The following is a 17,525-nucleotide window of genomic DNA, read 5'->3' on the forward strand; positions in this document are numbered from 1 at the left end:
TTGCAACGCCGCCATGGAGCGGCGGATGGAGACTCGCATGCCTACCTCTTCGACTTCCAATGATCCCGTCGTCATCGTCGGTGCCGCCCGCACGCCGCTGGGAGCCTTCCAGGGCGACTTGGCCTCACTGACGGCACCGCAGCTAGGCGCCAACGCGATCCGTGCCGCTGTGCAGCGGGCCGGCATGCAGCCGGAGTCCGTAGACGAAATACTGATGGGCTGCGTGCTGCCCGCTGGCGTGGGGCAGGCGCCCGCACGTCAAGCGGCGCTGAGCGCCGGGTTACCGCTTTCGGCGGGCTGTACAACAGTCAACAAGGTCTGCGGCTCCGGCATGAAGGCCGCCATGCTGGCGCACGACCTCCTGCTAGCCGGCACTCAACAGGTGATGGTGGCCGGTGGCATGGAATCCATGAGCAACGCGCCGTATCTGCTGCCCAAGGCTCGCTCGGGCCAGCGCCTGGGGCACGGTCAGGTGCTGGACCACCTGTTCCTGGATGGACTGGAGGACCACTACGGCTCGGCCTCCGACGGTCGCCTGATGGGCACCTTCGCCGATGACTGCGCTCGCCATTTCGGCTTCACGCGTGAGGCGCAGGACACCTACGCTTTAACCTCCACGCTGCGTGCACAGCAGGCACAGCGCGACGGCCTGTTCCGGTGGGAGATTACGCCGGCGGCCGTGCCGGGCCGCAACGGCGAGAAACTCGTCGTCGACGACGCAGCGCCGGCGAAGGCACAACTGGACAAGATCCCGACTCTCAAGCCCGCCTTTGGCACGGACGGCTCCGTCACGGCGGCCAACTCCAGTTCGATCTCCGACGGTGCAGCGGCGCTGGTGCTGATGCGCGAGTCCACCGCACGCAAGCATGGCCTGGCACCGCTGGCTGTTATCCGCGGGCACGCCACGCACTCACAGGAACCGGCCTGGTTCACTACTGCGCCCGTGGGCGCGATCCAGAAGCTGCTCGCGAAGGTGGGATGGCAGGTCGACGATGTAGAGCTGTGGGAAATCAACGAGGCATTCGCCGTGGTGGTCATGGCCGCGATGCGCGAACTGTCGCTGCCGCACGAGCGCGTAAATGTGCATGGTGGTGCCTGCGCGCTGGGTCATCCAATCGGCGCGACGGGCGCTCGCCTTATCGTGACGTTGCTGGGGGCGCTTCGCCAACGAGGTGTCAGGCGTGGCGTGGCCAGCCTTTGCATCGGGGGCGGCGAGGCCACAGCCCTCGCGATCGAAGTCGTCTGAACGACATCGTTCCTCCTCGGGGTGATTCCAATAGCCGCTACGCGGCCGCGAACTTGGGGAACGGGCTGTCGTTGCCCATCGAAATCATCACATCGCCGTCGCTGCATTGGAACGCCTGGTACGGACAGGTGATTTCAGAACTGGTGCCGAGACGCGGCGGCTGTTTGCCCGATGCGAAATAATTTTGCGCCATGTGCGAAATTGCGCCGATCTGCGCATCGAGCAGTGCGACATCGATATGCTGCCCTTCGCCCGAAACCGTATCCCGGTGATGAAGCGCGGCAAGGACCGCCGACGTGACGTAGAAACCCGCCTCCTTGCCGAGCCCTTCGAACAGATCGGCGATCTCGGCATAAAGCGCGAGCGTCAAGGCGTTCACGGGCGGACGGTCCAGCGTGACGATGGCGACGCCGTCGCGCTTCTCGAGTTTCAATGACATGCTGTCTCCTGTTTGCGTGTGTAGGTCGGCGTAACGCAAGGTCGTCTGGCATCAGACGTGGCATCCGCGTCCAGCAGTTCGAGTGGCGGACGCACGCCCTACGGCAGCGCAATGTCATGCAGGTTGAGCGTCATCGACACCAACGTGTAGTACCGATTACCGCGCCGAGTTCGACCACACCCACCGTCCCCCAGCAGTTCATCACGCGCTGATACACCGCTTCCTCGACGTTGCCGCCCTGCTGAAGCTGGCGCGCAAATTCATAGACATCGGCCTGCTGCTGATCGTGAAAGCGCACATCGCCGCCGCAACGAATCGCCTCCAGCGAGGCCTCGTCGATGCCGGCCGACGCCTGCCGAGATGTCCAAAAGGCGAGCATTGCAAGAAGAGAGCGAAAACCTGCTAAGGCGCGTGGACGCCGTCAGATCGGTCCCATAGGGTCTTCAAGCGGTCGACGAACCATTTGCCAGCGGGTCCTGGGGGCTGCGAGGGTTGGTGATATACCGACATGGTCAGCATCCAGCCGCTGGGCGGCATGTCGTCCACGTCCAGAACGACCAACCTACCTGCCGCGATGTCCTGCTCGACCATGTGCAAGGGCATTCCCCCCCATCCCACGCAGTCTTTGAGAAACGCATATTTCGTCGACAAGTCCGCCAGACGCCAGGTGGAGGCTGACGCAACCCCGAAGTCACGACCTGCGGTCAGATCCGACCTGTCTGTCAGGACCAGTTGGACGTGTTTGGCAAGTTCACGCCGTGGTATGCGATGACCCACGCCTGCGAGGGGGTGGCGCGCCGAAGCAACTGCGACGAGCGGCAGTTCGCCAAGCCGCTCGCTAACCAATGACGGAAATGCCTGCGGCAGCGGTGGCAGTATGCCCAAACTGCATCGCCCGTCCAGAACCGGTTGATAAGCCGCTCCCAGGCCCTCGACGAAAAGCCGTAGCGGCGTCAGCGGGAAATGCTCTGCAAATGCTTTGGCGACGGCGCTGATCACCGACGTTGGGAAGAACACGTCGACCACCACCGAGAGTTCCGCCTCCACTCCCGAAGTCATGAGCCCGGCTCGTGCCTTCAGCGTGTCCACCCCGTAGACGACGTTGCGGGCGTCAGCGAGCAACAGCACGCCCTGTGGCGTGAGCTTCGGGAACCGGCCCGAGCGGTCGAACAGCAGGACGCCTAATTGATCTTCCAATCCGCCAATCCAGCCGCTCACCGCGGACTGGACACGGTTGAGCTTTCGGGCCGCTGCCGAGAAGCTGCCCTCGTCCACGGCGGCAATGAAGGTTCTGAGCTGATCCAGCGAGATCCCATCCAGCATAAGCTGCGTCATCCATCGCTACGGTAGATGGATTCTATCTCAATATCCCGGCTTCTCAGATGCATGCCGCACTGCCATTATGGCTTTCAACGCAGCGACGTTTTCGTAAAACCATCCGCAGTGCTTGACGCCACGCGGAGTGAAGCCCATCAGTCCAGGAGTTTTTTTATGACATCTTCCATTATCGGCAGCGGCAGCGTCGGCGCCGCCATCGCCCGTCAGTTCGCCCGGAGCGGCATCACGGTCGGCATCGCCAACACGCGCGGGCCGGAGTCCATCGCGTCTATGGCCCACGAACTGGGTGACAAGGTGGTTCCCCTCACGCTACAGGCGGCACTCGAGGCCGACGTGATCATCCTGGCGGTCCCGTTCCGGGCCCACCGCGACGTCGCCCAAGCTGCGGCGAGCTGGAAAGGCAAAGTCGTCATCGACGCCACCAATGCCTATGGCGTGCCGCTCTCCGAACTGGACAGCCTGCCATCGTCGGCGGTGGTGGCGAAAGCGTTTCCGGGCGCATCCCTTGTCAAGGCGTTCAATCATTTGCCCGCCAAGGTACTCGCCGAGGATCCCGTCAGTGCCGGTGGCCGTCGAGTGATCTTTCTGTCTGGCGACGACGAGGCTGCAAGCGCGACGGTCGCCGCCCTGGTCGAGCGGCTCGGCTATGCGGCGGTCAGTCTCGGCAGGATCGCGGAGGGCGGGCAGCTCGTGCAGGCCCGCGACAAGAGCTGGGCGCCCCTGATTTTCCAGGACCTGTTCAGGAAGGAGCAATAAACCATGTACGACCATGTCATCTGGCCAGAGCGCTACGACCCGAAAACGTCAGCCATCTATGCCCTCAACGACATCGACGTGAAAGCGCCGCCCGAAGTGGTGTGGAAGCTGCTCGTCGACGCGAAGAACTGGTCAAGCTATTTCCCGCCCGAGGACCAGGTCGAGATCCTGTCGGGCGAGTCGGAACTGGCCTTGGGAACCCGCTACAGCCGCGTGACGGTCGGCTTCCCGATGAGCCTCGTGGTGACCGAATACGTGCCGAACCAAAGGCTCGCCTGGGCGACCACCGTCGACGCAGACGAGACCGGTTCCAGCGCTTACCACGGTTGGGTAATCACGCCGACGGACGAAGGCTGCCACGTGCTAACGGAAGAGACGCAACAAGGTCCCTGGTTTCTCGATGTGCTCGGACGGCAACATCCCGGTGGGCTCTATCGCTATCACCAGGATTGGGTCGAGCGCCTCGCGCGAGCCGCAGAGGCGGAAGTCGCGAAGATCGCGGGGTAATGCATCAGTTCCAAAGCGCAGGGACGTTGCGCGTTTGACTGTTTGCGCGCGGAAGCAGCGAACCGGCTTGCGCTCGAACGAAGTCCGGTTTCGCGCGTGTCCGTGTCGATGAATCGGATTGGCGGATCAATCGTTCCACCATCCACACCCAGAGAAAAAGTCTATGAAGATCGAACTCAAGGGCCGCAAGGCCATCGTTACCGGCTCGACGGCAGGCATCGGCCGCGCGATCGCCGAGGGCCTTGCCCGCGCAGGCGCATCGGTCGTGATCAACGGGCGCGGAGAGCAGCGAGTAGCCGCCGCGCTAGATGAGATCCGGGCTCTCGTGCCCGACGCGGAACTGACCGGCATTGCCGCCGATCTTTCTACCGCGGAAGGATCGGCCGCCCTCGTGGCACAGGTGGCGGATGCCGACATCCTCGTCAATAACCTCGGTACCGCCCATCTGAATGGTTTCTTCGAGCAGAGCGATAGCGAATGGCTCGACCTCTTCCAGCTCAATGTGATGAGCGGCGTGCGCGCTGCGCGGCACTATCTGCCGGCCATGGCCAGGCGCGGTTGGGGACGGGTTGTGTTCATCAGCAGCGAGTCCGCGATCATGATCCCCAAGGAGATGATCGATTACGGTATGACCAAGACGGCGCAACTCGCCGTATCGAGGGGACTTGCCGAGTTGGTGAGTGGCACAGGGGTAACCGTCAACGCGGTGCTGCCGGGGCCGACCCGCTCCGAGATTCTGGGCAACTGGATGAAAGCGACCGCTCAGGGGCAGGGCATCACGCAGGAGGAAGCGGAGCAGAACTTCCTGAAAACGATGCGACCGACCACGCTACTCAACCGGTTCACGTCGACCGAAGAAATTGCCAACATGGTGGTGTATGTCTGCTCCGAGCAGGCCTCCGGTACGAGCGGCGCGGCATTACGCGTTGATGGGGGTGTCATTCGCGCGATCTTCTGAGCCAACGCGTGACAGGCCTGCGCTGCGCCGTTCGCCCTGCCGGCAACCGAGATTTCTGCAGTCTCGGCAAAGTTCAAATCAGACCCCAATCCCAACCATGAATAACGATATGTTCGAAGCAATCCATTGGCCTGTGGACATGGCGCCCAGCCGCTCGCCCATCCATTTCACGAATGAGCTTGAGGTTGCCGTTTCGCCTGAAACTATCTGGTCTCTTCTCATCGATCCCAAGGCCTGGCCCCGTTTCTATCCAGGCGTCAAGGATGTCGAGCTGTTAGACGGACACGAGCTGTTGCAAGCCGGCACGCGCTTTGAAACTAACCTGGCTGGCCAGGACGTCTTCGCGTCGGTACAGGAGTTCGATCCTATCGCCCGCATCGCGTGGGGCGGCGGTCCAAAGGCTTCGAGAGAATCCAGGGCCTATCATGCCTGGATCATCACCCCGACACCTCGCGGCTGTCACCTGTGGACTGAAGAGACGATGCAAGGGCCGCTCTGGATCGAGTTGGCGAAGGAAGCGCCAGATATCTTCTGGCGCACCCGTGAAAAGCTTCTGGAAGACCTCGCGAAGGTCGCACTCACGCTCGAAGCACAGGGCGACGCTAGAAGCCGTGAATAGACGACGGCTGTGGAATATCTGAAAAGGAGCCCGTAGGTCTGCCGGGGTATTGCCGCTTGACGACTCGCTCGCGATGACTGTTTAGGTCGTCGAGCACACCAGCAGTGCCTAACGGCATCATCGTCGGTGTGTGTGAGCGTCGTGAAGGTCTCTTCGGGGTCCGAAATGAGCCGGTTGGATGGCTCCGGCCCGACCCGTCATCGTGTGGCGAACGCCTGACGGCCCGTCGCCATCGACCATCGCAGTGTAAGCGGCGACCAACTCGGCGTTCTCATCCGCCTACCTGCTCGATGCGCAAAGCCCCCATGTCGACATTATGCCGACGCGCATCGTGCTTCCTCTGCGACCTGTCCGACATCTCGCCTTTTTCCGGCAAAACATCCGACCTGCTTCCCGTTTTCGAAGTCGACGGCGAAGAATGTTTCCTTGATACCCTTGGCATGAGCGCGGCCCCCTTGAACGCTCTCGGTATGTGCATCGGTTCCCATTTTGATCGACTTGAGGCCATTCTCGCGGCGTCGACCGGATCTTCGGCGCATACTGAGCGATCACCCTTGAAACCGCTCCGGGAAAACCGCGATTGGAGATGCGATGCCATTTGACAAGCAACAGGAAAGGCTCAGGCAGAATGGCGCAACTACGCGTCCGGGTCCGCCGGGCTTATTGGCGAAGGTACTAGCCGTCGTAATAGGCGCTGCGCTGCTCGTCGTGGGGTTCGCCGTTTCGCTCATGGTGTTGGCACTGGTGCTTGGGGCAGGCATTGTGATCGGCGGTTTCGTCTGGTGGAAAACGCGCGATCTGCGCAAACGACTTCGCGAGCAAGCAATGCGCGCACAGCAGATGCACGAGCAACAGGTGCGCGAGCGCGCGGGCCAGCGCATGGATATCGGCGACGTGATCGAGGATGTCGACTTCCACGACGAGACTCGACGGAAATAAGCGTTGCTCCGTGACTGCACATGCGCCGCCCGCGTTACCGCTCCCGGGAGCGGAACATACACAGTGAACTCCGCTTGCACCGGCACCATGAAAATCACTTATACCGCCGGCGGCGCCGTGCCGGCCGGTGTCGGAACTGATCTGAACTGGGTCATCGCTGCGGATCGGACGCTCGTCGAATCCGTTGTTTGCAGGGCGGTCACCGTCTCAGGCGCGAGCGCGGACGGCTCGGTAACGTGCCCACAGTTTTGCGAGCAAGCTGCGCAAGATAATTTCGAGGGGAAGAAGATCGTTGTCTATGGCTTCCGCTAATCGAGCGCGAGATGGGCTCACGTTCGCTGAGGCGCTTGTCATGACGACCGAATTTTCGTGACGTACCGGGTCCGATTTTTCATCGGCGCCCCGTACTCTACCCGCTCGGGGCGGAGTGAGCGGCGCGCAAGGCCTCGTCTGCGGCAGCCAGACGGGACGCCATGACCTTGACGACAAAGCGATGAATTTGCTGTACGGTCACAGGGTCGTCGCGTTCGAGCGCGTGCAACGATTCGAGCGTCAAACGCAGGACGCGTGCGGGACCCTCTGCGAGCACATCCGCACTGCGCGCCTGCTGCGTATACACCGCCATTTCGCCGACGATCGTACCCGGCCCGAACGAGCGCAACCTGAGGTTGCGCCCATCGGAGAGCGGCAGTAAGACCGCGACACGGCCGCTCTCGACAAAGTACATGGCGTCCCCCGGTTCGCCGCGACGGAAAACCGGCTCCCCCGCGCCGAGTTCCCGCACTTCCAGACGGGCCAGCAACCTTGCTAGCGCGGGCGACGTGAAATACGGCGCGAGCATCGTGTGGAAATCCTCTTCGGCGCGCGGCAACGCGCGTGTATCCGAGGCGAGAAGCGTATCTTCGATCCATTCCAATCCCGCATCGAGCGTAGAGAACTCGTGGATCCGCAGATTCAGCGTGCCGGTCTTCATGAGTAGTTCACGCGAGCGTGTCGGCAACCCCGTCAGCACCAGGTCCGCATCAGTCGCTGCGCACAACTGCCAAAGCTTGACGAAGCTAACCGATACCGATGCGTCCATGCCATTGGTCGACGCGAAATCGAGCACGACAAAGCGAACGGATACGGGCCCGCTTGCGGCCAGCCGTTCGCGCACGCGCTGCAGGATCGAATTGGCCGTACCAAAGAATAGAAACCCCTGCAGACATGTTCCGCACACCTGTGCACCGAGTTCGTGAAGCCGTTCGGTGGCCTCGATACTGCGTTCGACAGTCGATGTACGCGTACTGCCGTCGAACTCCATACGAACGCAGCTGACACGGCCGTACAGCAACGCGAACATCACGCATGCGGCGATCACTCCGGCCACCACCCCCGTGACGACGCCATAAAATGCAATCGCGCCCAGAATAAGCGGTACAAGCAGGTACTCATGCCAGTTGAGCTTGCGAAAAGCACCGACCAGCCACTGGATCAACAGACGCACTCCCATGAAGAGCTGCAATCCGACCAGCACGGGCACCGGGAATAGCGCCACCAGATCCGGTGAGACGGCCAGCACGAACAGGCAAGCAAGGGCAGCGAATACGCCGGCCAGACGACTTGTCGCGCCAGCGCGTGCATTGAGCATCGATCGATTGAACGACTGGTAGCCGACCATTCCGCCTAACATCCCGCTCGCGATGTTGGCGATGCCTGCCGCACGCATCTCGCGGTTCAGATCGATATCTTCACCCGTGGCTGCGCCTATCGCAGTCGAATTCATCAGGATCGAAATCGCCGAAATCGACGTAACGACGAGGGTCTCCGGCAAGTGCGCACCGATTGCCGACCAGTCGACCCCGCCGTGCATGAGCGATGCCGGCAAATGCAACTCGGGAATTCGCATGGCGTGCGGCGCCACGCGCGGAAGCAACAATCGCGTGTCGCGGGCGTCGTCGATCGACAGGCCGGCCGCAAAGAGGAGCACGTAAAACAGAGCGACGCCGAGTGCAAGCGTGATGGGCAATGCCGCAGCGTGTTTCCAGGTGCGCGACAGAAGCGTGGCTGACGCGCACACGAATAAAGCCGGTGTCCAGACCTGCCAGTTCAGGTGCATCACCAGCGCCGAGGTGTGCCAGTTCATGGGCTCGCCGGTCACGACCCGAAACGCGCCGGCCAGCAGGAGGTAGCCAGTCCCGGCAAGGAAGCCGCCTACAACCGGGTAAGGCAGGAATTGCAGGGAACGGCCGCGCCTGGACGACCCGAGCGCATACAGAATGACGCCCGTCACCACCGAACACAACGCGATGGCGATCAACACCGTCAGCAAGATTGTTTGGGGTGTTCCGCCGTCAGCCCGCACGCTGCTCGCGACGCCGGCCGCCACACCGGCAAGAAACGCTGTCGCGTTGCCGTCGGGTCCGGCGATGTTCACGCGCATCGAACTCATCAAGGCGATCACGAGTGCCGTCACTACGCAACTGATGAGGGCGGTGGGCACCCCAAGCCCGGCGTAACGGGCGAGATCCGCGCTAAAGATCATGGTACCGAGGCTCATTGCATAGCAGAGCATGACCAGCATCGACACCATGCCGGCCGTCAGATCTCCGGCCAAGCCCCGAATGCGTAGCCGGGAGCTGGGACCGGGTGAGGAACCTGACATAGCTGGCTTCACAGTATTTCCCCATGAGAGCGGATGCAGTCTCGCCTGGGCCGTGCGGTTCGCGCGCCGCGCCGCGGCGGCGCCGTGTTCGAACATCACCTATCCTTTCGGATGACGAACGACCGCACGTCGCGCTCGCCTCTTCGCGGGACAACGTGCCCGACTCGTCGTGCAGTATCCGCCGTGGCCGCAACCAGTGTCAAACGCACCGCGGCGCGATGGCACGCGGCTGGCGGAATCTGCACCCACCGCGTCGCTCATGAACGCTATCCGTCTTCTTCGCGCTGGACGTACACTGTGTTTGATCGGGAATAATTTCAACGAGAGTATCTGACTGTTGCGCCCGTCGCAGCCCGGCAACGGAAGGGGCGTCGTTTCGTATGATCCGTGGGTCCAACACGGCCCGGTCCGGGCATAGGGTTCGATAACCTGCGCGGCAATGAGCGGCAATGAGCGGCGCGGAGTAAATTCGAACGCATCGGATTGGCGGCGGCGATGGATATCGATCAGTGGCTGCATGGATTGGGACTTGAACAATACATACCCGCATTTGCCGGGAACGACATCGATTTCACGATGCTGGAACAACTCGACGACGCGGACCTCAAAGAACTCGGCGTCCTCTCGCTCGGCCACCGCAAGCGCCTACTCGCGGCCATTGCCGATCAGCGTGTCGCCATGTGCGCAGCGCCGCCTGCCGCGAATGCGCCTGCGAGCGAGCGCCGGCAAGTCACCGTTCTCTTCGCCGATCTGTGTGGCTTCACGGCGCTGTCGCAAACACTTGATCCTGAAGAGTTACGCGAATTGACCGCTCGTTACACCGCGCTCGTCGATGGGATCGTGCTCGGCTACGGCGGTACGATTGACAAGCACATCGGCGATGCCGTAATGGCCATCTTCGGCGCACCGCGCGCGCACGATACCGATCCGCTTCGCGCGGCGCGTGCCGCGTTGGAAATTCATGAGGCACTTAACGGACTGGCCGAGCAGGTGTCGCTTCCGCTGAGAGCGCATGTGGGCATTGCCAGCGGCGAGGTAGTCGCGGGTCCGTTCGAGCGCGCGGACGTTCGGGACTACACCGTGCTTGGCGAGTCCGTGAACCTGGCGGCCCGGCTAGTTGCCGCCGCCGGCCCTGGCGAAACTCTGCTCTCCGATGGCGCGCATCGCGCACTCGGTCAATGCGTGATAAGCGACGCCGCCGGCGCGATGCGCTTCAAGGGAATTGATTCGCCGGTGCACGTGTGGCGTCTGCGCTGTCTCGCCGGTGAAACCGTCATCCCAAGCCGAAGTGTTTTCGTCGGCCGCAAGGCTGAACTTGAGCAGTTCAAGGGCCTCGCCCGCGCGTGCCTCGAGCAGCGGGCCGGCCACGTCGTCTATGTCCGCGGCGAGGCGGGCATCGGCAAGACGCGGCTCGTCGACGAAATGCGCCGCTTCGTCGAAACGCTGGGCTTTGCGTGCCACCGCGGCCTCGTGCTTGATTTCGGCGTGGGGAAAGGCCAAGATCCCATCCGCGCCATTGTCGGCAGCCTGGTGGGCCTCGCGCCGGCGGCCGGCGTCGATGAACGGCGCGCTGCCGCCGGACGGGTTGCGGCCTCCGGGGCCATCGGCCCCGAGCAGCTCATGTTTCTCCACGACATCCTCGGCCTCACGCAAACCGGTGAAGGGCGCACGCTTTACGATGCGATGGACAATGCTGCACGCGCGCGCGGCAAGCGCACGGTCGCGGCAGCGATCACGGAGGATGTCTGCCGGCACGGGCCAACCTTGATTGCCGTGGAAGACCTTCATTGGGCCGACCCGCAGGTGCTCGGTTATCTGGCCGCCTTCGCCGCGGCGATCGCGAACGGTCCGGGCCTGCTCGTGATGACTTCGCGCGTGGACGGCGATCCGCTCGACACGGCATGGCGAGCCAGTTGCCGCGGCACGCCCTTTGCCACGATCGATCTTGGCCCGCTGCGCAGCGAGGAGGCGCTGAACCTTGCCGGCAGCTTTATCGATGCAAGCGGGCGTGTCGCGCGTGCCTGCATCGAACGAGCCGGCGGCAATCCGCTGTTCCTCGAACAACTCCTGCGTAACGCCGAGGAAGGCAGCGAGGAAGCGGTCCCCGCCACTATCCAGAGCCTCGTACTGGCGCGCATGGACCGGCTGACTGCGCGCGACCGCGAGGCGTTCCAGGCCGCCGCAGTCATCGGACAGCGCTTTGGCCTCGCCTTGCTGCGCCGGCTGATCGATACACCGGACTACGTCTGTCACGGGCTCGTCCGCAATGCGCTCGTCTTGCCGGAAGGCGAAGATTTCCTGTTTGCCCACGCGCTCATCCAGCAGAGCGCCTACTCGACGCTGCTGCGGGCACGCCGGCGCGAGTTGCACCGCCTCGCGGCCGACTGGTTTGCAGCGTCCGACCCGGTGCTGCGCGCCCAGCATCTCGATCGCGCCGAGGACGAGCGGGCGCCGCCGGCCTACCTCGACGCCGCGCTCGCACAACGCGCGGCGTACTTCACCGAGGCGGCATTCCGGCTAGTCGAGCGAGGCCTGCAAATCGCACAAAGGGATATCGATCGCTACGCGCTGACCTGCTTCAAGGGCGAACTCCAACGAGACCTCGGCGACATTGCCGGGTCGATCGCGACGTACCGTGCGGCCGTGGCCGCTGCGCCGAATGAAGCCGATCTCTGTCAGTCGCAACTCGGGCTCGCCGAAGGTCTGCGGGTATGCGAAGGCCTCGCCGAAGCCCTCCCGCTGCTCGACGCCGCGCAGCAGGTGGCCGAGCGTCTGGGCATGGTGCCCGAACTCGCACGCCTGCATCACTTGCGCGGCAACATCCTCTTTCCGCTTGGCAGGATCGAGGATTGCCGCGCCGAGCACGAGCGCGGGCTCGCCTATGCACGGCGGCTCGGCCTGCCTGAAGCGGAAGCGCGCGCACTCGGCGGCCTCGCGGATGCGGCCTACGCGCAAGGGCGCATGCGCACCGCCTTCGAGCACTTCAGCCTGTGCGTCGCGTTGAGCCGTGAGCACGGTTTCGGCCGCATCGAGGTCGCCAATCGTTCGATGGCCGGCTTCAGCAGGATCTTCCTCAACGAGGCATGCGCGGCGCGCGAGGACGTAAGCGCCGCCGCGCGCGCCGCAGCGCTGGTCAGCCAGCCGCGTGCGCAGATGCTGTGCGAAACGTTGGGCGTGTTTGCCTGCTACGAAATGGGTGACATGCCGGCTACGCTCGCTCATCTCGAGCGCGAGATGCGGATCATCCGTCAACTGGGCGCTCGCCGCTTCGAAGCACAGAACATGGAAATGCGAGCGCGCGGGCTGCTCGACAGCGGGCATCGGCGAGAGGCCGCCGAATTGCTGCGCGAAGCGCTGGCGATTTGCTCCGAGGTGGGAACGCAGTTCAGCGCCCCCAAGGCCGTCGGCGCACTAAGCCGCGCCGTCGAGGACGACGATGAGCGCACACGTCTGCTCGCCGAAGGCGCCGACATGTTGCGGCGCGGTGCGGTCGGGCACAATCATCTGTGGTTCTACCGCGATGCGATCGAAGCGATGTTGTCCGCCGGTGACGCTGCCGGCGTATTGCACTACGCCGCTGCCCTCGAAGACTATACCCGCGTCGAGCCGCTGCCCTGGGCAGAACTGTTCGTGAGGCGCGGGCGCGCCCTCGCTCGTGCGCAGCATGACCATTCTGGCGAAGGAACGCGGCGCGAACTCGAGCGTGTACGCGCGGACCTCGTGGAAGCGGGATACGGCAGCTATCTGCCTGCGGTAGACGCTGCGCTTGCCTCGTAGCGGAGGCGTTGCCCGCTGCATTCCATCGATTCGGTTCGCTCAACTGCGAACGACAGGAGCAAAGACCCGCTCATGATGTGCGCATTCAGCGAACAATCCCGCCGTCCGGGCGGTGTCTGGCCTTAAGGCGAATTGTCCCGGCTGTCTTGTTATGGCCCGAGTCACCCGCTCCAGCGTTGTTGCCGTTGCTCGATAACATGGGCGGCGCCCCTGTCGTTGCATCGCCCTCGCGACACGACGGTGCCATTCGCGCCCCTGCCCTTAATTGAACATTTCTGGCCGCAAGTCGCTCACCTCGATGATCACATCGGCAGGCAGGTTCGCCCGGCGTGCCGCAGCGCGGATGGCGTCGGCGTTGGGCGCCTCGTATAGGCAATAAGTCTTCTTCTTGTCCGCACTGAGAAACGAAAAGAGCCACTCGACGCCCTCCTCGTCGTTGATCAGTTTCACGGCACCCGCACTTGCGCCGGTGACCTCCAACTGTTCCGCAAAATTTCGTTCAATCATAAAACGTGGCATCGGATCCTCCTTGAGTAGTGGCTGCATCGCTGCGCCTCGCAACCTGCAGCCGGGTACTAGTTTCTGAGCCCTGTGCTTGTCCGAGCGGCACGGATGCGCTCCACGAGGGCAAACATCTTCAGTTCGTTCGCCGCGGCGGCCGCCGCGGCGAGCAGGTCTTGCGCTCGTGCTCTGTCTTCGATGCGATTGCGTGCTGCCAGCATGAGGGCGAATTCGTGCCGGCTATGCGCCAGCCAGGGCGACGCTCGCAAGCGCTCATCCATGCACAGCGCGTATTCGAAATGCTCTTCGGCGGCGGACCAATCGCCAAGAGCGCCGGCGAGCATGCCGAGATGCCGTGCCGCCGATCCGCAGCACAGCGTAAACACAGGAACGGTGACAACCTGGTCCCGGAACGGCAGGAGAAGGGCATATATTTGTTCGGCGTGCCCGACGTCCCGGAGCCGCGCAGCGACTTCCGCCACATACGTCAACGTGACGAGCCGCTTGCTGTCTACGGGGATGCTGGATTCCGATTCCGCAAGCCGATCGAGATTGTCGCGGGCCTGCGCTTCGAAGCCGAGATCGCTGCAGATCAACATGAGCCCCGGACGCCACACAGCATCTTCGGAATGCTCGTCGACGAACCGCTTGAAGAGCGGCGCGACCTCGGCGAGCCGGCCTTGTTCGCGGCGTATCGAAAACATCTGCATGCCGTAGACCCCCGTTGCGAGTTTCGCATCGACACTCTGCGCCATTTGCAACGACTCTCGCGCCTTGTGCTCCGCCACGGCGAAGTCCCCGACGAGTATGGCCCGCATCGCCTGCGCACCCGTCACGCACCACTTGTCGACGAAATGCTGTCCACTGGTGGCAATCTGCCGATATCTTTCCAGAGCGCTCTCGAAGCGTTCCACCGCGCCGATCTCCAGGTAGCCGGCGAGACAGCGAGCGCATGCGTGACCTATGGTGTGCGCATCACCGAGATCTTCTGCGATCTGGCTCAACTCCTGTAACGCGCTTGCACGCTCCGGGAACTTGTCCGCAGGCAGAGGGCGAGCTCCGATATGCATCATGTCGCACGCCAATGCGTCGAACAAGCTCGGCAGGTCGTTCAGACGTCTGGCTAGAGCGACAGCCTCAAGAACCAGTTCGTCGGCTTGTTCACCTGCACCGGTCATGTGGACGGTGCGGACCAGACGACTCAACAGGCGAGAGCGCTCGACGGACTCCTCGGCGCCGATCAAGCCGAGCGCCTCTTCCAGCAAGGAAAGCGATGCTTTGCCGGAGCCTTCGAGGAACGTCTCGGCGGTGTCGAAACCCAACGCCGCCTGCACAAGAAACGACGGCAAGTTCTGCTCGCGAGCAATTTGCGCGGCCTGCCGGAAGGTCACTATCGCCTCGCGCCGGGCTAACCGGAGTTCCGCTCCGCCTCTTGTCAGCAGCAGAGGCACCAGGTGGGCTGCCCGATCCTGACCACTATAGGAACATCGGCTTATCAGTTCAAGCCCGCGCTGCACGTGAGCGATAGCCTCGTCGTAGGCTGCGCCGGCAAGGGCCTGCTCCGCGGCACGCTGCCAGTAGCCGATTGCGCGATCTGGCAGGTCGGCCGCAGCGAAGTTCTGAGCGATCAATTCGGGCTGCCGATTGACGATTTCCGGATAATGCTCCTCCAGAGCAGTGGCGATCAGCGCGTGGTATTGGCGGCGGCGCGCAAGCAACAGGGATTGGTAGGCGATCTCCTGGATCAACGCGTGCCGGAACAGATACACGTCTCCCTCCGCGGGGTTACCCGAAACGGGGAGGATAATTTCGGCTGCGATCAGACGGTCTAGCGTTTCCTGCAGATCGTTCTCCGACCTCGACGCGATCAGGCCAAGCAGTTTCCTGCCGAACTCCCGCCCCACCGTGGCCGCGATCTGGGCGGTTTCCTTCACGGCTGGCTCGAGCCGGTCGAGCCGCGATAGTAGCGAGCCCTGTAGCGTGTCTGGGATCGCAATCGTCTGCGGCGTTCCTTTCAACTCGTAGCGCGTGCCGGCATCCTCCAGCAATTCGCCTTGGAGAACGGTCTTTGTCAGTTCCTCGACGAAGAGCGGTACGCCGTCCGTTTTGGAGACGATCTGATCGACTACGAAACGCGGCAGCCGCTTTCCATTGGTCAGCCTTTCGATCATCGCAATGCAATCGCGGCGCGAGAGCCGATCGAGGTTGACCCGTACGAGATGAGGGTAAGTCCATCCCGGTTCGAACTCGGGCCGCGCCGTGAGCAATAGCAGCAGCGAGGCGGCCACGAGCCGCTCGAGCACCAGCCGAACGAACTCGAGGGATGACGGATCGATCCAGTGCGCGTCCTCGACGATGACGAGCACCGGCTGAATTCGCGTCGACTTTTCGATGATGGCGACGAGCACGTCGAGCGTCCGGCGTTTGAAGGACGGGGACGAGGCATCGATTGCCGGATGGCGCGCGCCCGCCGGGATTCCGAGCAAGGTCGTCAGCACGAGAAGCGTCTCGTCGGCATCGAGTCGGAGTCTTGCAATTCCGGCCTCCAGCCGTTCAAGATCCGACGAGTCGGGCGCGTCGGGACCGAGGCCAAAGCTGCGCCGAAGCCAGCGCAATACCGGCCAGAAAGGGCTGTTGCAATAGTACGAGGAACATTGGAGCGAAACGACCGCATGGTTGTCGCCACTGATGCCGTCGCCGAATGCCCGCAGCACACGAGATTTTCCGATACCCGGCTCGCCGCTCAACACCACGCAGCGCATTTCGCCGTCGACGCTCTGCTTCCAGCGTTGCCGGATCATGTCGAGTTCCGCGGCTCGGCCGATGAGCGGCGTGATGCCGCAGACCGCCCTGATTTCGAAGCGGTCGATCGCATCCGTTTGCGCCAGCACGCGTTGGACTCGAACCGGGCCAGCGATCCCTTTAAGCTCTTGCCAACCAAGGTCTTCGAGCACGAACGATCCTTCGATCAGCCGCTGGGTGGCCGGGCCCACGACGATCGCGTCGGGCGGAGCGACCGACTGCAGCCTTGCGGCGATGATTGGCGCCTCTCCGACGATCGCCTGGCGGTCCCGCGTGGACCCAGCGCCGATCGCGCCGGCGACGACAAGTCCCGTCTCGATCCCGATACGCATCTGCAGGCGTACGCCGTGCTCGACTTCGATGCGATCGTTGGCCTCTCGAAGCGCCGAAACGACAGCGAGAGCGGAGAGTACCGCGCGCACGGCATCGTCTTCGTGCGCGTTCGGGTAGCCGAAGTAAACGAGCAGGCCGTCACCGATGTAAAGCGCGATGTGACCTTCATGAACTTCGATCACGCTTGCACAGACTTGATGATAGATCCCTAGCAGGCGTCGCATGTCCTCGGGATCGAATCGCTCCGCGAGAGCGGTGGAATCGATGAGGTCGACGAACATCACGGTGAGTTGCCGCCTCTCGGCCTCGACGGTTGCGCGCGCAGCCAGCGCAGGCAAGTCTGCTCGCTCCTTCGCGCGGTCGAGCGATCGCGCGTGGGATTCGCTCAGCGCCGCAAGCCCTTTCGCGAGCCGCTTGCGGTCGCCGAGCGTCAGGCCGAGCTCCTTTAAATCGCCCTCGGACAGGTCGCCGAGCACATCCCAGTCGATCCCTTGCGATGCAAACTTCGTGGCGTGCCCACCGAGGCCAATTTGCACCAGCCATGTCGTCAGATCGTCCGTCATCGTTAGAACTCTGCTGTGCCGTCGAGGACTATGATCGGCGTGGTAGCGCTACTTGTCCATGCATGTTCTCGCCCGTTCCGACGATTGCCTGATCAGGCGTCGG

At 63.1% G+C, this 17,525-nt stretch carries 14 protein-coding genes; 7 read left to right on the forward strand and 7 right to left on the reverse strand.

Translation table 11 applies throughout. From position 1 onward, the window contains the following. Positions 1–37 precede the first annotated feature (37 nt). Positions 38–1,246 (forward strand): acetyl-CoA C-acyltransferase, encoded by a 1,209-nt coding sequence (locus HV770_RS10150; protein WP_175159275.1) that lies wholly within the window; start codon positions 38–40, stop codon positions 1,244–1,246. A gap of 37 nt (positions 1,247–1,283) precedes the next feature. Here HV770_RS10150 and HV770_RS10155 read toward each other — a convergent pair whose 3' ends face one another. From HV770_RS10155 to HV770_RS10165, 3 genes are all read right to left on the reverse strand, one after another. Continuing rightward, on the reverse strand, positions 1,284–1,685 hold the full coding sequence (locus HV770_RS10155; RefSeq protein WP_246290802.1) for a CoA transferase: 402 nt from the start codon (positions 1,683–1,685) through the stop codon (positions 1,284–1,286). A 130-nt stretch (positions 1,686–1,815) separates the two neighbouring features. Beyond that, positions 1,816–2,064 carry a carboxymuconolactone decarboxylase family protein gene (locus tag HV770_RS10160; protein ID WP_175159276.1) on the reverse strand — a complete coding sequence of 83 codons (249 nt, stop codon included), beginning with the start codon at positions 2,062–2,064 and terminating at the stop codon, positions 1,816–1,818. Between the two features lie 23 nt (positions 2,065–2,087). After that, positions 2,088–3,020: a LysR family transcriptional regulator gene (locus tag HV770_RS10165; protein WP_343048145.1), complete on the reverse strand. Its 933-nt coding sequence runs from the start codon at positions 3,018–3,020 to the stop codon at positions 2,088–2,090. Between the two features lie 156 nt (positions 3,021–3,176). Here HV770_RS10165 and HV770_RS10170 point away from each other — a divergent pair, with 156 nt between their 5' ends. The 4 genes from HV770_RS10170 (at position 3,177) to HV770_RS10185 (ending at position 5,863) form a co-directional block, all read left to right on the forward strand. After that, a complete protein-coding gene (locus tag HV770_RS10170; protein WP_175159277.1) occupies positions 3,177–3,779 on the forward strand; it encodes an NADPH-dependent F420 reductase in 603 nt (200 codons plus the stop codon). A gap of 3 nt (positions 3,780–3,782) precedes the next feature. Then, on the forward strand, positions 3,783–4,286 hold the full coding sequence (locus HV770_RS10175) for an SRPBCC domain-containing protein (RefSeq protein ID WP_121324282.1): 504 nt from the start codon (positions 3,783–3,785) through the stop codon (positions 4,284–4,286). 163 nt (positions 4,287–4,449) lie between these two features. Beyond that, entirely contained in the window at positions 4,450–5,244 is a 795-nt protein-coding gene (locus HV770_RS10180; protein WP_175159278.1) for an SDR family NAD(P)-dependent oxidoreductase, read from the forward strand. Positions 5,245–5,353: 109 nt separating this feature from the next. After that, the gene (locus HV770_RS10185) at positions 5,354–5,863 is read left to right on the forward strand and encodes an SRPBCC domain-containing protein (protein ID WP_175159279.1); all 510 of its coding nucleotides are present in this window, start codon (positions 5,354–5,356) and stop codon (positions 5,861–5,863) included. Positions 5,864–6,538: 675 nt separating this feature from the next. Here HV770_RS10185 and HV770_RS10190 read toward each other — a convergent pair. Next, complete coding sequence (locus tag HV770_RS10190) at positions 6,539–6,781, reverse strand: hypothetical protein (RefSeq protein WP_175159280.1); 243 nt, start codon at positions 6,779–6,781, stop codon at positions 6,539–6,541. Positions 6,782–6,889: 108 nt separating this feature from the next. Here HV770_RS10190 and HV770_RS10195 point away from each other — a divergent pair, with 108 nt between their 5' ends. Continuing rightward, positions 6,890–7,114: a hypothetical protein gene (locus HV770_RS10195; RefSeq protein ID WP_246290803.1), complete on the forward strand. Its 225-nt coding sequence runs from the start codon at positions 6,890–6,892 to the stop codon at positions 7,112–7,114. 97 nt (positions 7,115–7,211) lie between these two features. Here HV770_RS10195 and HV770_RS10200 read toward each other — a convergent pair whose 3' ends face one another. After that, the gene (locus HV770_RS10200; protein ID WP_175159281.1) at positions 7,212–9,446 is read right to left on the reverse strand and encodes a SulP family inorganic anion transporter; all 2,235 of its coding nucleotides are present in this window, start codon (positions 9,444–9,446) and stop codon (positions 7,212–7,214) included. Between the two features lie 495 nt (positions 9,447–9,941). Between HV770_RS10200 and HV770_RS10205 the strand changes: the two genes are divergently transcribed. Next, positions 9,942–13,223: an adenylate/guanylate cyclase domain-containing protein gene (locus HV770_RS10205; RefSeq protein ID WP_175159282.1), complete on the forward strand. Its 3,282-nt coding sequence runs from the start codon at positions 9,942–9,944 to the stop codon at positions 13,221–13,223. Between the two features lie 261 nt (positions 13,224–13,484). Here HV770_RS10205 and HV770_RS10210 read toward each other — a convergent pair whose 3' ends face one another. Together HV770_RS10210 and HV770_RS10215 are read right to left on the reverse strand one after the other, a co-directional pair. After that, entirely contained in the window at positions 13,485–13,742 is a 258-nt protein-coding gene (locus HV770_RS10210) for a DUF4242 domain-containing protein (protein ID WP_175159564.1), read from the reverse strand. Between the two features lie 56 nt (positions 13,743–13,798). After that, positions 13,799–17,422 carry an AAA family ATPase gene (locus HV770_RS10215; RefSeq protein WP_175159283.1) on the reverse strand — a complete coding sequence of 1,208 codons (3,624 nt, stop codon included), beginning with the start codon at positions 17,420–17,422 and terminating at the stop codon, positions 13,799–13,801. Positions 17,423–17,525: the final 103 nt, after the last annotated feature.

The organism is Paraburkholderia fynbosensis, assembly GCF_902859935.1.
Lineage (GTDB): Bacteria > Pseudomonadota > Gammaproteobacteria > Burkholderiales > Burkholderiaceae > Paraburkholderia > Paraburkholderia fynbosensis.

Coding starts and splice junctions, on each gene's coding strand:
- HV770_RS10150 (WP_175159275.1), top strand. CDS start 38: ATGCCTACCTCTTCGACTTCCAATGATCCCGTCGTCATCGTCGGTGCC.
- HV770_RS10195 (WP_246290803.1), top strand. CDS start 6,890: ATGAAAATCACTTATACCGCCGGCGGCGCCGTGCCGGCCGGTGTCGGA.
- HV770_RS10205 (WP_175159282.1), top strand. CDS start 9,942: ATGGATATCGATCAGTGGCTGCATGGATTGGGACTTGAACAATACATA.
- HV770_RS10170 (WP_175159277.1), top strand. CDS start 3,177: ATGACATCTTCCATTATCGGCAGCGGCAGCGTCGGCGCCGCCATCGCC.
- HV770_RS10210 (WP_175159564.1), bottom strand. CDS start 13,742: ATGCCACGTTTTATGATTGAACGAAATTTTGCGGAACAGTTGGAGGTC.
- HV770_RS10215 (WP_175159283.1), bottom strand. CDS start 17,422: ATGACGGACGATCTGACGACATGGCTGGTGCAAATTGGCCTCGGTGGG.
- HV770_RS10155 (WP_246290802.1), bottom strand. CDS start 1,685: ATGTCATTGAAACTCGAGAAGCGCGACGGCGTCGCCATCGTCACGCTG.
- HV770_RS10185 (WP_175159279.1), top strand. CDS start 5,354: ATGTTCGAAGCAATCCATTGGCCTGTGGACATGGCGCCCAGCCGCTCG.
- HV770_RS10180 (WP_175159278.1), top strand. CDS start 4,450: ATGAAGATCGAACTCAAGGGCCGCAAGGCCATCGTTACCGGCTCGACG.
- HV770_RS10165 (WP_343048145.1), bottom strand. CDS start 3,020: ATGACGCAGCTTATGCTGGATGGGATCTCGCTGGATCAGCTCAGAACC.
- HV770_RS10160 (WP_175159276.1), bottom strand. CDS start 2,064: ATGCTCGCCTTTTGGACATCTCGGCAGGCGTCGGCCGGCATCGACGAG.
- HV770_RS10175 (WP_121324282.1), top strand. CDS start 3,783: ATGTACGACCATGTCATCTGGCCAGAGCGCTACGACCCGAAAACGTCA.
- HV770_RS10200 (WP_175159281.1), bottom strand. CDS start 9,446: ATGTCAGGTTCCTCACCCGGTCCCAGCTCCCGGCTACGCATTCGGGGC.